We start from the raw sequence: 14,023 nt of genomic DNA, 5'->3' as shown, positions 1-14,023 counted from the left end.
GGGGGGGGGGGGGGGGTCGCATTACAATTCGGTTAAGCACTGTCAGCCTATATCTAAATGTACGCGAGATCGGACAGAACGGCATCGCCGTGCCGTCCGATTTTACCCAGTCCAGCAGAAGTTGATCAACGCTGTGACCAGGCGTGTGACCACGGCCAATCAAGTGCGGTACATGCCATTCATTCCATGGCAATTCCTGAAGGCTTAAGATCTCCGCATTTGCAGAGCCCATGGAGAGTAAATGCCGGGAACGAGCGCCAGAGACTCGCCGCTCGCGCAAGATACGTAGGCAGTCTTGCAGGATCGGGCACTTGACACCCCATGAGGACCGCAGTCCTCCCCCGCCAGCGATAGACGCTTCCAGGTGGGAGGCCTCACGCTGATCAGATTCTAGCCCCTTTCTCAGTTTTGTTCCTCTCGGTCGCTGTCACAACTCGTCGAAGTCTGGCGTCTCTCGATCCTCGTTCCGCAATGCCAAGGGTCGGACCTTGGACGCCACGAGGCGGGTGGACGAGCAGAATGCGACTGGGTAGGTGGTCGGTCCCTGGTTGACCCTCGGTCAACCAGGGACTCGACTTTGTCATCGCTTGGGACGACGTGCGCTCGGCAAGGGTCGGCTGGCCACGGTTGGCTGTCCGCTACGCCAAGGGATCATTGCCGCTAGTTCCTGGAGGATCCGCGTACGGTCGACCGGATCCGTGTTACGGAGTGAGACCAGAGCGATCACGAGAAACGCGCCGACAGGTGCGACTGCGGCAAGAGTGATCAATAGGAGGGGCATGAGGGCACGCATGACTATCCCCAATTCGGGCTAGTCCGTGGTGCTCATCTCACGGGGGCGGCGAAGCACGCTCGAGCTTAGGACATCGATTTTAGCAGCCGCTCGACTTCCCGCTCGGGGAGGTCGGGCGGGAGTGGCGGCACGTGGATGACGGATTGCTGGTTCGAGGGGGGCGACTGAAGGCTGTGTTTGACGAGCGAGTGGATGTCCATGTAGTACGGGCGTCGGCAGCCGCAGGATACTTCGGTCACTGCGAAGCCGTTCCCGGCGACCATCGACATGGCGAACGGCCGGGTGAATCTCCACAACCCGCCGGCTCGTTCGACCAGCTCGATCCGCGCCACCTCAGGGTTAGCGCGAGGTCGCGTATCAGAGGAGAGCACCTCGATGGCGCTGTCGTAGCAGGCTTGTCGCTCATCGACGGTCGCGCAGTCTTCCATCGTGTCGAGGTAGAGTGCCGCAGCTTCGCGGCGTGCTGTCTGAGGTGGTTGGCGGTGCCCCGCGGACCAGATCCAGATTCCGTCAGTCAGTCGGTATACGGCGCCGAGTAGGCGTCCGTCCTCGGGGCAGCGGCTCTCCGCGAGTCTGGTCAACTGCCGGCCGCGGTGGGCGATCAGGGCGAGAACACTACGTTCACGGTCATCGCTCATCGAGTACCACCTGCACTCCCTCTGAGGTGAATCTGTATGCGGATCGCTGGGGCGCGCCCCGCTTCAAGAAACCTTTGACCGGCAACGCTTCCACATTCCAGCTGTCTAGGGATGAGGTAACGTCTGCCCTGATCCCGGCGTGGGCGAGCGCCAGCATCTGTACCTGGTAGGCGCGGCGGCATTTGCACGAGGTGTAGGCGAACAGCGGAAGGCCGTTGCAGAAGAACTGCAGGGCGTGACGGTATCCTCGCCACGGTCCGACCTGGAAGCTACTGTCATGCAGGATGCTGTGGACCTTCACGACCGATGCTGGGTTCTCGAAGCGTGTCGCTTCGCCAAGGACCTCGTCAGCGAGTTGGTCGGCCTGTTCGTAAGCGTCTGGGCTGAGTTCCTCGTCGACGTGGAGGTCGAGATGCCAAGAGCCGATCTCCGTCCGGCTTGCCGACGGTGACAGGCGGCTGCCGGCGTGCCACCCCCACAGGCTGTCGGAGAATCGGCAGACTCCGGCGAGGAGCCGGTCGTCATGCGCGCAGCGAGACACTGCCAGGAACTGCAGCTTGCGCTTGTGTCTGGTGAAGAGATTTAGAACATGCTGCTCGCGTTCGTGGTAGTCCGTCTCAGCTTCGGCGCCTGCGTCGCTCATGTGGAACAGCGTGACACGGACGGTCTCGTCGAGTCGTTGTCGTAGCTGTTCGAGCTACGCAGGCTCGGGGCGTTGCTGCGTACGGGCTCGGATAGCACGAATCGCGTGCACCGCGGCAAGCCCAATCTCGGGGTCTTGGAGGTGTGCCTGCAGAAGCGTAGCGCTGTCTTCGGTTCCTATTTGAGCGAGGTCTTGGATGAGTTCATGACGTGAGCCGCCGAGTCTTCTTTTGTCGAAGGGCTGGGTGGTCGTGGTGGGGTGTTTCACACACCACTCGATGAGCTGTCGCATCTGTTCGGGCCACACGCTCAGCAGATATGCGTACGGTGTTGGGTTGAGGACGATGAGCCCGAATTGACCCGCGGATCGCACTTGCGCGACGGCATCGATCGCGGCCGAGGGATTCGGTCCGAGCAGTTCGGTCCATAGCGCCGTTACTTGCTCTGACGATGTTTCGATGCCCTTAAACGCGGCGAATAGCAGCTCATCGACGATTCGCCAAGATCGCTCAACGAGATCACTGTCGGAGGACAATGCCGGCGGTAGCCGATCAGCGAGTTTCGCCCACCCGTAGATCGCGATCAGGTGGGCTCTGATGGCCTCATGCGGAAAAGGGTTCTCCCAGTCAAACTTGAGTATGGCGTCGCGTAGGACGTCGCGTGCGTCGTCGGTGATTCGGTCCAGGTGGATCACGATCACTTGCATGACCGTGTCCCGGTACATCGGTGACGTGACGTTTCGTCCGGCCATGACGTGCAGCCTCAGCTGGTCCCCGCCGTCGAGTGAGGAGATCACCTCGGCGTATGGGCCGTGCAGGCGTTGATCTTCGAAGGGCATGCCGATCATGTGTTGCGCGGCTTCCCATGCGTGTGGGTCGTTGGGCGCGGCAAGGATTTCGGCTATCTCGGCGCGGATGTCGGCGTGGGTTTTCAGCGGTTCGAGCCCGTCATAGGCCGCTAGGACCTCGAACAGCAGGCTGTTCAACATGATGTTGTCCTTGTCGCACTCCTCCAGCAACGACTGCATGCGTCGTCGTGTGGTCTCGTCGGCTTGACGTGCCGTCCATAGGGCGGTGTCGAGTGCCGCAAGTCTTAGGTGGTAGGCGGTGACCTTCCAGGCGGCTTCGAATAGATCTGGCAGTAGAGCGACGTCCGCTGGATCATCGGGATTCACCAACCGTAGTGCGGCTGTGAGCCGGCCCCACCGGGGCTGGCCTCCGTACTCCCAGAGCCTGCGCGCGGGTGACGGTAAGAGTAGAGGTCGGTGGGACGTCCGCCAGCCAAACTCGCTCGCCTTGACGACGACAGAGGCGGGAAGCTGGCGGCGCTCACGGTCATCAAAAAAGACGGCTCCGCCGTAGGTAGCCTCCACGACAGTGCTGATGGACCTTCGGTTTCCACCGGCCCGGAGCCGACGCATCTCGTCGGCGCAGCGACGGTCCGTGGCGTCGAGCAGAGCAGCGACATCGTCGACGAAGACGCCGTCGGCAAGACACTCCCCCGCCGCACGCAGCAGTGCCAGATCCAGGTCACTGTGCTTGTGAGCATTCGCCCAGTAAAGCCGGGACAAGCCCTCAGGCGTGCTGGCTACATCGATCAGCTGAGCCTCGTTGACGCGTGCCGCCGCCTGGGCAAGCTCCGCTCCCACCTTGGCGACGATGCCGTGCGCGGTGTCGGCACCGAATTCGCCGCGTGCGGCGGCACGCAGCAATTTGACGTTCGCGAGGTCGAACAGCAGGTCGCGACGGCGTTCGGCGTCGATCTCCAGCGCGACAACATGGGTGGGGAGGTCTGTTCGCCTGACGTCACGGAGAGCCTCGGCCAGCATGTGACCGTCGTCGGCGTCGAGGACTAGCTGCTCCGCGGTAAGGAATCGTCCAAGGGACTCGTGGGTGAAGGCAGCGCGTCCTTGGACGGCCGTCATCAGCGGCGAGCGCAGCACGGCGTCCATGTCGATGCTATTTCCGTCGGATGCCTTTGCTCTGCGCAGTAGCAGACGCACCTCCGCAATCGTGAGCGATCCTCGCATCATGGCGTCCATTTGCGACGCGAGTCGGCGGAGGCCGGCTCGGGTCGTCTCCGACGAGCACAGTCGGGTGATGTACGCGTCGTACAACTCCGTTGAGGTCGCACCAGGCCGAAGCGATTCGCCGCACTCGGCCGCCATAGACAGTTCCATCGGCGTCTGAAACGCCTCGAGACCCGAGACCGCGTCTTGAGCGCCGTACGCTGCAACCAGAGCGCGACGGCCGTCCTCATCGGGAAGCATTGCCTCGACGGCGATCGCGGCCTCGTCTGATTGGTCAACTGGCTCCGTCGAGGTGATCACGACGGCCGACGGAAGGCGCAGCCGCAACGCGTCGAGCTGTTCAAGCAGCACTTGACGGTCGGCGGGCGCGCACTCGTTGAATCCGTCGAGGAACACCGCGATCGGGAAGCCGAGGTCGGCCGCGGTGTGCAGCAGCGGTAGGGCCGCCTGCGTGGTGAAGGGGGCGACTGCACGTGATAGCGCGTGACTGAGCCGGCCTTGGTATTCGTCGCAGCGGACCCACACAGGAATCCCGCCGGACGTGGCGACCATGATGGCAGCGCGTGTGGCCATGAAAGTCTTCCCGGTGCCGCTCGGGCCGAGCAACACCATCGTCTGCGAGCGCTGCGCTGCTCGCTCGAGGAGCTCGACAGGGTCAGACACGATGGCCTCGCCGCGCCGCGCTGGCAGTGCCACGAACGTCTTGAGCTCGCGGCTGCGTGCGGCCACGAATCGGCGCTGGTAGTCCTCAACAGTCTCCCGGCTTACCCGGTGGCGTTCGTCTTCGCCGTTGATAGATTCGGGCATCAGCTGTAGGTGGCGGATGAACGCCGACCAGTGCTCGTTGCTCCACCCCAGGCGCGGACCGTCGGTGCAGAGCAGCTCGAGGAGTTCCTCGTATCCGAGCACGTCGACGTAGCGGTATGGCTGCAGTCGTGAACCTGCGGGCACCCCTGGGTTGACACAGATGACCGTATGGATGTCGGTATAGAACTTGCTCGCGCGGCGGGGCGCGTCGCCTGCCCGGGCGAGGTCGTGCATGTCGTCGCTGATGGCTTGTGTCGTCGAATGGGCCTGCCGGTAGTAGTTGCGTTCGAGTGAACGACGCCGCCCGTCCGGTAGTTGTTGCTCCCACGCCCCGTTAGCTCCTCCGAGCAGTGGAAGGGCCGGATCAGCCGTCTTTAGCTCGACGTGAACGAGGCGATGCCTGGTGCTGATCAGGAAATCCACCTGACGCTGATCGCGGCCGACCATGAAGTTAGCCAGGACGCGGGCAGCACAGTCTCGCCGTTCGAGATCGGCCCGCACCCGACGAAGAAACCGGAGCTCGTAGCGATCCTCGATCGGAGCGCCGAAGAACACCTCGCACCGTTGCATGATCACCGCCGTGGCAGACCGTTTCCCGCTGACCGCAAAAAAGTATCTGACGCAGACCCGAGACTGCGCATGGCGACCGCTGTGAGGTTCCGCGAGATTCTTCGTCGCAGTGACTTGGTTTTCCCAGCTTTCACACCGCAAGAACACAGAGGTGGTCGCCCGCACAGTAGAGAGCGGCCGTCCGGTTGCCTCACGCCCGGCCGGCCGGCGAAGCGCTATGTGGGCGGCGTGAGTTCTAGCTGCTCCTGCAGGGCGCGCAGCACCGAAGCGAGCAGCATGACCGCGACGACGGCGTTGCCCGGCGTGTAGTGAGCGACGTGCGCTTGATGGACGGCGACGTGCCGGCTCAGCTCCTCCGGTGCCGGATTGCCGTTGCTGGGGTACCACGGCACAAAGAAGGGCCCGATCGGCGCCATGGCGGCGGTGAGCCGCATATCCTCCACGGTGACCTTCTCCGGGTCCTCGACCCGAAGCGCGGCGGCGATCCGCGTGTACTTGCTCCTTGACCCCCCGGGCTTGGGCTCCTTGGGTGGGATCAGCCGGGTCACCACGGTTTCGACGATGACGACGGCCAGGGCCTGCGCGGATTCGTGGTGCCCGGCGGCGAAGGCGTCGATCGCTTTGAGCCCGAGGGGCACCTGTTCGGTCATCTCGGGGTGGGTGACTTCGGCCAGCACTGCGCGGCAGTCCTCGGCGATAGCGGCGCGGTGTTCTACGAGGATCTTGAGGCGGGTGTCGCGGTCAGGTGAGGCGAGCAGGTCGGTGAGGATGCCGGCGCGGGGCACCCAGACCAGGGGGATTCCCTCGTCCTGCATCACCGGCCACGCATCGACCGGGTTGATGCGGCAACCGAGCCAGTTCGGCGGGTACTTCTGAGTGAGCAGTTGGAGGCGGTCGCTGAGCCGGGGCAGGCGGGCGATTTCCTGTGACAGCTGCGCCAGCATTGCCGTGGTGTCGGGCATCGCGGCCAGAATGGCGCGCCGGAGATGGTCGTTCACCTTCGGCGAGGCCGAACGCGGAAGGTCAATCTTGACCGTTGGCAGCCGAATCTGGATTTGCTTCACCCAGGCGTCGATCTGTGGCTGCAGCGCCTGGGTGAACGCGTCGCGCAGCGGGGCCAGCGCCTCGGGCGGGATGACCGGGCCGGCCTTTGCTGGCGGCTGGTCTTCATCGTCGCCGGGATCACCGTTCCAGTGCTCGCCGGGTTCGTCAGTCGTGCCGATGTTGCCGCTCCTCTCATCCCTTCCGAACGCATGTTGGGAAGGGATGATCATACCGGCGGTTCGAGGTGTCATCAGAGCTCGGCTCGATCGCCGCGCCAGAAGGCCAGATTTAGAGCATCGGTGATCGATCGGATGATGATAGGTGAACCAGTAGCCTCGAGGGGAGGTCGCGGGGCCTCAACGGCGAACGCCGACACATCGCGAGGTGCAGCATCGTGAACATCGCGCTTCTCTTCGACGCGTCTGATCCGACACTTGGGTCTGACTACGGCGATGAGGTGATGCGACGGATCCTGCGAACCGGGGTGCTGCAGCGTCGTAAAGCACACGTCCGGGTCTCCATCGGCGACATTCTCACTCGCATGCTCACCCCCGACTGGCCGGTATCAAAGATCATCGCGCGGATCTATTGCCCCACCCGGTTTGACCGGCTACGTCGGGATTTGCTTGAGCGGACAGTCACCGATTCGACCGTCTTCTGCTGGCTGCTGCAGAACCTGACCGAGGACGTCGCAGAGGAGGTGAACGCCGCGCTGGCTGGGACGGCCGGCTATCTGGGTGCTATGAACGTCTCGTTCGGGGATCCGGTCCAACTAGCCATGTTCCGGCAGTCACTGCCCGAGTACATACGATTCCGGGGAATTGCTGCGGCGGTGCTTTATACCGGCGACAACCTTGACCCGGACCGGGCGCTCGACGAGCTCCTCGCAACCGAAGGCATGACCGTGACCTACGAGGACATCGGCGCACGCAAGACTGCCTTCGACCGCTTCACCGACCCAGCTCATTTCCGGCGCATCGAGTACTTCCAGGACACCGCCGCCGCGTTGGACGGTACTTCTGAGGCACTGCTGTCAGAACTAGCACTCGTTATCGAGGAGATCCACCCTGAGCTCTTCAATGCTTTGAACTCAGCGATGCGGGCTATCGTCGGCGCCGAGACTGGCGAGGACCTCGCTCACGCAGCCCTCTCGGGTCGCAGATTCCTAGAAGCCCTGGCCAACTACTGGTATCCGCCGCGCGACCAGCCGGTCGATGGGCGCAAGGTCGGACCGGCGCAGTACCGCAACAGGCTGTGGGCCTATTTGACGGAGGCGGCCGCGACCGCCGAGCCGCCGACTGCCGGAGAGGTCCGGGGGTTGGGACTCACGTTGGACGATCTCTTCGACCGGTTCAATGCCGGCGTGCATAGCACCTTGAGCCGCTCGCGCGTAGAACAAACCTTCGCTGCCTTGCTGGCGTGGCTAGCGGCGGCGATTCGGCTCAACCCGAGCGCCGCTGCTCGGCCGTATCTTGCTTACGAGCCAGAGCTGATGGACTACTACCGGAAGTTGGCGCAAAGTGTCCTGCGCCGGGCAGCGCAGCAGGCCTCCCCATCGAGTCGGGCCAACGAACAACCTCACGACTCGTGACAGGGTGCTAGGGATTCTCCCGCGCTACCAACCGTCCGCTCCGAGCCCCGGGAGTTCGGCTATTTGCTTGTTTCTGGCTTGTCCGCCTTCACCAGAGTTCCAGATGTCTCGTCCTTGACGTATGTGCGCTTGGCGTTCTTCGCAAGCTTCTGCTCCACGGCCTCCTGAAGATCGACGCCGGTCATCTCGGCCAGGGACATGACGTAGATCGCGACGTCCGCCAGCTCTTCGCCGAGGTTGTCGTGTGTGCGGCGCCAGGCGTCAAAGGCTTCGGCTACCTCGCCTTGCAGCAGGCAGAATTCCAGGGGTACTTCGCTGGTGTTGAACCCCTTGGCGAGCTTGTTTTCCCAGGTCAGCTTCTGGGCGGACCTGATCTCCAAGGCGGCCTCCGGGTCTTGATGGGCTGTGGCCGCAGCAGCTTATCGAGCTGGTTCGTGGTGGGTAACCCGTTGTCGGCGTGTCATGTGTCCTCGTCCGGGTGACTCGTGGAGATGTGCAGGACTGTCGTCATGGTCTCGATAGCTCTGAACAGGTCGTCATAGCGTTCACAGATGAGCGCGAGATCGTCGATGCTGGGAAGGTTGCTTTCGCCGCGGGCGGCGAGGCGCCTACGGATCTCGGCTGCTGGTGCGGTGACGTGGACGAAGACACCACGGCGTTCGATGACCTCTCGTACCAGAGTGGTCATGTGCTGGTAGCTGAGGCGTGCGTGCCCGCGGTAGATCGGGCCGTAGACCAGTTCGCTGAGGAAGCAGCGGTCGAAGACGAGCCGGCCGGGTTGGTCGAGCAGGTTGCTGTAGGCGGTGGGCAGGTCGGTTCCGGGTGGGGTCAGCGTCGAGTGGATGAGCGTGGCGCAGGTTCGCTCGGCGGTCGCTGTGGCGAGGGTGGTTTTGCCGGCGCCGTCGCAGCCTTCGAACACGATGGTGTCGTAGGCGGCGGCCCAGTCGAGGTCCCGCATCATCGGGTTCTGGTGTGGTCAGCGTCGGTGAGGTGCTGGGTGACGGAGTATTGGATCATGAGGTTGCGCCAGTTGGGTTCGCGTCCGTGTGCGAAGGTCCAGACGGTGTTGGGGCAGTAGGCGAGCACGCGTCCGCCGGCGGCGACGGTGGCGCCGATGAGCACGGCGGCGCCGGGTGGTGCTTCGGGGCCGCTCAGGTCAGCGATCAGGGTGTGGCTGCTCAGGGCGTTGTTCCAGTCAGCTGTGGCGGCTTCCACAGGCCGGGGTGCGGTGAGCCGTTGGGCGTCGCGGCGTTGGGTATCAGTGGTGTGGTGCCGGACGAGGTCGTGCCAGCCAGGTGTGGAGCCGTACGGTGACGGTTCGACGAAGACGGTGCCGGATACTCGATCTACGGGCGTGCTGATATCGGCGGTACCGGAGGCGGCGCGGTCGAGCAGCCGGCTGACGGCTTGGTCGATGCCGTCGCGGACCTGGGCGCGGTTGCGGGCGGCGAAAGTCTCGAAGCGGTCGGCGCCACCGCTCGAAGGGCCGAGGCGGTGAACACGGACGACGTCTGTGGCAACGGTTTCGATGAGCGGATCGGCGAAGGCGAGCTCGGCTGTGGTGTCGCCGAGGCCATAGGTCTGGAAGTCGGTGGTGAAGATGACGACGGGGACGCCGAGGGCGGCGGCGTAGCCGATCTCCATGCAGACGCCGTCGTCGAGGCTGGGGCCGTGCAGGATGGCGAGCAGTCCGTGCAGGTTCTGCAGGCGTTGGCGGTCGAGGTCGAATAGCCGGCGGCCTTTGACGTCGGCGACCAGGTCTTCTTCGTCGGTGTCGCAGAAGGGCAGGAACACTTTGTCGGGGCCGGCGCGCTCGGCGAGTGCGGCGGCGGCTTGGGCGCCGAGGTGGCGGTCGTGGGCGGCGAAGAGCCGGTGCGCGACGTAGAACATCCGGGTCGCTCCTCGAGGGGTGGAGGGGCTGTTACGGGGGTGCGTGGTGCAGGGTGATGCCGGTGGTGGTGACGCGTGCGGTGGCGGCCTGTGCCGCGTGGCGTAGTGCCGGCGTCTGCGGTTCGCCGCGCAGTGTGGAGGCGAGGAAGGTGCCGGTGAAGGTGTCTCCGGCGCCGGTCACCTCGACGGCTTCCGCCGGTATTACCGCAGCTTGAGCCACCTGCACCCCGTATCGGTAGAGGACGACGGGGCGGGGGCCGTCGGTGACGGTCACGGCGCGAAGGTCTGCGGCGTCCACGGTGCGGGTGAGCACGGCGTACTCGCTGATGTCGGTGAAGATGATCTGCGCGTACGGGAGCAGCGGTCCGGCCGCGGTGATCATGTCGGCTGCACTGGCGGTGATGAAGTCGATGCTGAAGGGCTGGCCGCGGGCGACCAGGGCGGTCAGGACCGGCACGGGATCGAGGGGCCGCCGGCAACAGACGTGTATGAAGCGATGGTGCGGGGCTTGATCGAGGGCGTGGCCGGTGAGTAGCTCGGCGGCGCCGTAGTCGGCGTCGACGGCGGTCAGGTTGTGCTGGTGGTCGTAGCGCATGCGGAATCGGCAGGAAGGTTGATCGACGACCGCGACGCCGGTGAGATCCAGTCCTTCCAGCTGGGGCGATCGCAGCGCGCCGGTGAGGTCGGCGCCGATCACCGAGATGGGGGTTGCGGTTACGCCGACGCGGGAGGCCGCGAGTGCGATGTAGAGCGCGGCGCCGCCGAGGAGCTGGCGGTGGGCCTGGCCGGGGTATTCGGCGGTGTCGTGGGAGATGTTGCCGATGACCCCGAGGGTGCTCATGCCATGGCCATCGCCGGGCTGTGCGTGCAGTCCATGATCTGGTCGCAGAAGGGACGCTCGCTGCAGACGCGTGGGTGGGTCTGGTTGAGGTAGCGGCGTTTGAAGTAGATCAGCACGAGGTGCACCCACCAGGACGGTGTGGTCTGCTCGGGCAGGGTGACGACGTGCCGCTCGCCGGCCAGCCGGATGTAGCGATCGCCGTGGGCGTCGGCGTGGGCTTCGAGGTAGAGGCGCATCTGCTCGTGCGCGATGGAACCGGAGGACAGCACCAGGCCCAGGGCGGGCGCGAGGCGGGTGATCATGCCGGAGTCGACGGGGATGATGCCGCAGTGATAGCCGCGGGCGTACAGCAGGGAGCACTGGGCGACCTTGTAGGAGGCCTGCGCGACGTGGGTCGCGAAGTCGGCGATGACCGTGGTGGCGTCGTCTTCGAGCAGGTAGGTGCTGTCGCGGTCGTCGAGGAAGGCGGTCAGCGATCGCAGATAGCCGATGCGGGCGGCGGGCAGGCCCAAGGGCTGGACGAGCGCGGCGATGTCGGCGTCCGGCATGTCGGTGAGGGTGTCGAACCCGATCTGGGCAGAGCGGGTGACGACGCTGGAGTAGGTGCCGATCATGGCGTACGAGATGCGGGTGCTCCAGCCGGCGGCGAGCATGCGCATCCGGAAGTCGGTGATCCGGGTCGGCCACCACTGATTGTCGTCGTGGTTGGCCTGCACATCGGCGGTGACATCGTCTTGACCTGCGGCCAGTGTCACCAGGCGGGTCAACCGGAGTTGGGTTTCACTGTCGGCCTGCGTCGGGTTCATCGTGCCTCCACAGCTCGGGCGAAGCGTACGGCGCTGTAGGCAAGAGCCAGGTTCGATGAAACCACGGGTATACCGAGTTCCTGCTGCAACAACGCCGTGGCCTCGATCGTGGGCCAAGCGGTGCAGGACAAGACGACGGCGTCGGCTCGCGAGCGGGCTGCGGCGTCGATGCTGTGGACAAGGTCGGCGATCCGGCGGGGGGTGACGGCGGTGAAGTCGTCCAGCAGAGCGAGGTCGAGGCTGGCGTGCCCGGCGACTTCGAAGCCGGCCTGACGCAGACGGGTGGCTTGGATCTCGGTGTGCCGGCTCGGATACGGGGTCGCCAGGACGATGGTGGACGCGCCCAGCTCGCGAAGCAGAACCTGCAGAGCGTCGAAAGCGTCCACCACGGCGGTGTCCTGGTACGCCTCGGGAGTGAGGAATCCGGTGGACGTGCAGGCCACCAGCGTGCCTGCCAGGGTAAGCCGGGCGAACTGCTGCAAGGTGGCGGGTACGGCGGTGGCGATCTCGGCGAGGAAGTCGTCGGCGTCGCGGTATCGGCGTGCGGGCACCAGGCGGGCGTAGTGGAACACCACCTGGTCAAGTCCGAGCCTGGGTAGTTCCGTTTCGACGAGGGTGTTGCCCCAGGGAACGAGGACTCCCACATGCGAGGGCCCGCGCAGTCCGGCATGGAGTTCTTTCAGCAGCGCGAGGGTGTCGGTGGCCGCGTCAGGCGGCATCGCGGACTCCGTAGATGAAGCGGGGTGCGTGTTCGGTGACGGTCAGGTCAGCCGAAGTGAAGCGCGGCACAACGGCGTCGCGTTCAACGACCTGGATCGGATAGGAGCCAAGACGTCTGAACCAGGTCCCGCGACCGGTGACGAAGAACGAGTGCAGGCCCTGCAGTCGCAGACCGACGGGGTAGATCCGCTTCTTCATGGGCTGATCCCAGATGCTGTCGATGTCAGCCTTCCACGTGCTGAAGTGCTCCTGTGACGGCGGTGTCTCCGCGGTCATAGCTGCAAGCGGTGTGGCGGCGTAGGCGCGGGCCTGTCGCACGTTGGTTCGGTGGCACATCACCCCTGCTGCCATGAGTTCGTCCAGGCCGCGCAGGTTTTCCAGGTGGGTGCGATGGGTCTCGCCGGGCAGCCCGTAGATGATGTTGATCCCGGGCAGCAGGGCCGGCAGGCCGGCGGGCCCGCGCTGGCTGCCGACCGCATTGACGTTGTCGATAGCTCGGCGCAAAACCTGCGGGGTGCAGGTCAGCGCGTTCTTCTCGATCACGGCCGGATCGAAGGACTCCATGCCCATCGGGGCGCAATTGCCTTCACTGCAGTAGTGGGCCACCAGGGCGGCGATGCGCGCTCCGGCGGGTGAGGCCACAGCGAGGGGGTCTGCGTTGTCGATGTGCAGGACCAACAGATCGGGGCAGGACTCGCGGATGCCGGCGAGGAGCCGCTCGATCTGCTCGACGTCACGGTTCCAGGTGGAGAAGAAGCAGGTCTGCTGGCCCAGGCGAAGGTGGCGTATGCCGGCGGAGTACAGCTGCTGCACCTCCTCGAGGATGTCCTGCAGATCGCGGAACGCGACGGTGGCCGACTTCACCGGCTCGTTGCAGAAGCTGCAGAACCGGCGGCGGGTGCAGCCGCGGTAGAGCTCAATCTCCCCCACCGGTTCCCAACCCAGCTGGGCGACCAAGTCGGTGAACGATTGCCGGTCGGCGCGTAGCTGTCCGTACGCAGCGGCGGCACGGCTGCCCGAGACCAGGTCCGCCGAGGTGATGGTGTGCGTGTGGAGGGCGTCGAACAGCCCGGCGTATTGGTCGGCGTGCTCGAGAACATGGTTCGCCATGGGTCCTAGTAGCACGCGGCGCCCTCGTACGCACGCCAGGATCCGGATGATCTCGTCGATGGAGCCGTTGTGGGCGTGCAGATGCACTGACGGGACCGCATCGCCCGCTACGACGACAACCGTGGTCGCGTCCTGCAGCAACTTGATCGCGTTACCGCGGTTACTCGACGCCGAGTACGTCAAAGGATCCGACTGCGGGCCTGGCGTCAGCGGCTCACCGCCGTTGAGCTCCCACCGCAGGTCATCGATGGTCACATAACGCACATAGATGGCAGGGTTGGCGGATCGCAACGCCGACCAGCTCTGCCGCACGTATGTCGACAGGTACGGGGGAACGCCCAGGCCACTCGGTTCGACGGTGTAGCAGTCCAGGATTACCGCAGTGTCCACGCGACAGCCCTTCCACGAGCGTCAAATCACCATGCGGCCCCGGCTTCCAGGCACTCGCAATCCGGTAACCTATCGTCACGCTACGGTGACTCAAGGTAGACCACAATGGAAGGCCGAACTGGATTTAATTTGCGTCGATCTATAGGTTTCGG

12 protein-coding genes are annotated in these 14,023 nt (G+C 64.8%); 1 reads left to right on the top strand and 11 read right to left on the bottom strand.

The window, feature by feature from the left end; all coding sequences use genetic code 11:
• Window positions 1–858: 858 nt before the first annotated feature.
• The 4 genes from Ani05nite_RS25605 to Ani05nite_RS41400 all read right to left on the bottom strand — a co-directional run bounded on the left by Ani05nite_RS25605 (window position 859) and on the right by Ani05nite_RS41400 (window position 6,753).
• On the bottom strand, window positions 859–1,431 hold the full coding sequence (locus Ani05nite_RS25605; protein WP_203772292.1) for a hypothetical protein: 573 nt from the start codon (window positions 1,429–1,431) through the stop codon (window positions 859–861).
• Window positions 1,421–2,074: a hypothetical protein gene (locus Ani05nite_RS25600; protein WP_203772290.1), complete on the bottom strand. Its 654-nt coding sequence runs from the start codon at window positions 2,072–2,074 to the stop codon at window positions 1,421–1,423. The genes Ani05nite_RS25605 and Ani05nite_RS25600 overlap by 11 nt, the downstream gene beginning before the upstream one ends.
• A 54-nt stretch (window positions 2,075–2,128) precedes the next feature.
• The gene (locus Ani05nite_RS25595; RefSeq protein ID WP_239130620.1) at window positions 2,129–5,479 is read right to left on the bottom strand and encodes an NERD domain-containing protein; all 3,351 of its coding nucleotides are present in this window, start codon (window positions 5,477–5,479) and stop codon (window positions 2,129–2,131) included.
• Between the two features lie 215 nt (window positions 5,480–5,694).
• Window positions 5,695–6,753, bottom strand: coding sequence for a hypothetical protein (locus Ani05nite_RS41400; protein WP_239130608.1), 1,059 nt, complete (start codon window positions 6,751–6,753; stop codon window positions 5,695–5,697).
• A 164-nt stretch (window positions 6,754–6,917) separates the two neighbouring features.
• On the opposite strand from Ani05nite_RS41400, the gene Ani05nite_RS25585 reads away from it, so the two are divergent.
• On the top strand, window positions 6,918–8,114 hold the full coding sequence (locus tag Ani05nite_RS25585; protein WP_203772286.1) for a hypothetical protein: 1,197 nt from the start codon (window positions 6,918–6,920) through the stop codon (window positions 8,112–8,114).
• Between the two features lie 59 nt (window positions 8,115–8,173).
• Here the strand turns inward: Ani05nite_RS25585 and Ani05nite_RS25580 are convergent, their stop codons facing one another.
• The 7 genes from Ani05nite_RS25580 to Ani05nite_RS25550 all read right to left on the bottom strand — a co-directional run bounded on the left by Ani05nite_RS25580 (window position 8,174) and on the right by Ani05nite_RS25550 (window position 13,871).
• Window positions 8,174–8,494 (bottom strand): MazG-like family protein, encoded by a 321-nt coding sequence (locus Ani05nite_RS25580; protein WP_203772284.1) that lies wholly within the window; start codon window positions 8,492–8,494, stop codon window positions 8,174–8,176.
• Window positions 8,495–8,574: 80 nt separating this feature from the next.
• Window positions 8,575–9,072 (bottom strand): nucleoside/nucleotide kinase family protein, encoded by a 498-nt coding sequence (locus Ani05nite_RS25575; RefSeq protein WP_203772282.1) that lies wholly within the window; start codon window positions 9,070–9,072, stop codon window positions 8,575–8,577.
• Window positions 9,072–10,004, bottom strand: a complete 933-nt coding sequence (locus Ani05nite_RS25570; RefSeq protein ID WP_203772280.1) for a nucleoside 2-deoxyribosyltransferase — start codon at window positions 10,002–10,004, stop codon at window positions 9,072–9,074. Before Ani05nite_RS25570 ends, Ani05nite_RS25575 begins: the two co-directional genes overlap by 1 nt.
• A 31-nt stretch (window positions 10,005–10,035) precedes the next feature.
• Window positions 10,036–10,845: a carbohydrate kinase family protein gene (locus tag Ani05nite_RS25565; RefSeq protein ID WP_203772278.1), complete on the bottom strand. Its 810-nt coding sequence runs from the start codon at window positions 10,843–10,845 to the stop codon at window positions 10,036–10,038.
• Window positions 10,842–11,651, bottom strand: coding sequence for a hypothetical protein (locus tag Ani05nite_RS25560; protein ID WP_203772276.1), 810 nt, complete (start codon window positions 11,649–11,651; stop codon window positions 10,842–10,844). Before Ani05nite_RS25560 ends, Ani05nite_RS25565 begins: the two co-directional genes overlap by 4 nt.
• A complete protein-coding gene (locus tag Ani05nite_RS25555; protein ID WP_203772274.1) occupies window positions 11,648–12,370 on the bottom strand; it encodes an aspartate racemase/maleate isomerase family protein in 723 nt (240 codons plus the stop codon). The genes Ani05nite_RS25560 and Ani05nite_RS25555 overlap by 4 nt, the downstream gene beginning before the upstream one ends.
• Window positions 12,360–13,871 carry a radical SAM protein gene (locus tag Ani05nite_RS25550; RefSeq protein WP_203772272.1) on the bottom strand — a complete coding sequence of 504 codons (1,512 nt, stop codon included), beginning with the start codon at window positions 13,869–13,871 and terminating at the stop codon, window positions 12,360–12,362. The genes Ani05nite_RS25555 and Ani05nite_RS25550 overlap by 11 nt, the downstream gene beginning before the upstream one ends.
• Window positions 13,872–14,023 lie beyond the last annotated feature (152 nt).

The organism is Actinoplanes nipponensis (assembly GCF_016862275.1).
Lineage (GTDB): Bacteria > Actinomycetota > Actinomycetes > Mycobacteriales > Micromonosporaceae > Actinoplanes > Actinoplanes nipponensis.
Note: the sequence above shows the minus strand (reverse complement) of the source record. Positions and strands in the feature narration are given on the sequence as shown.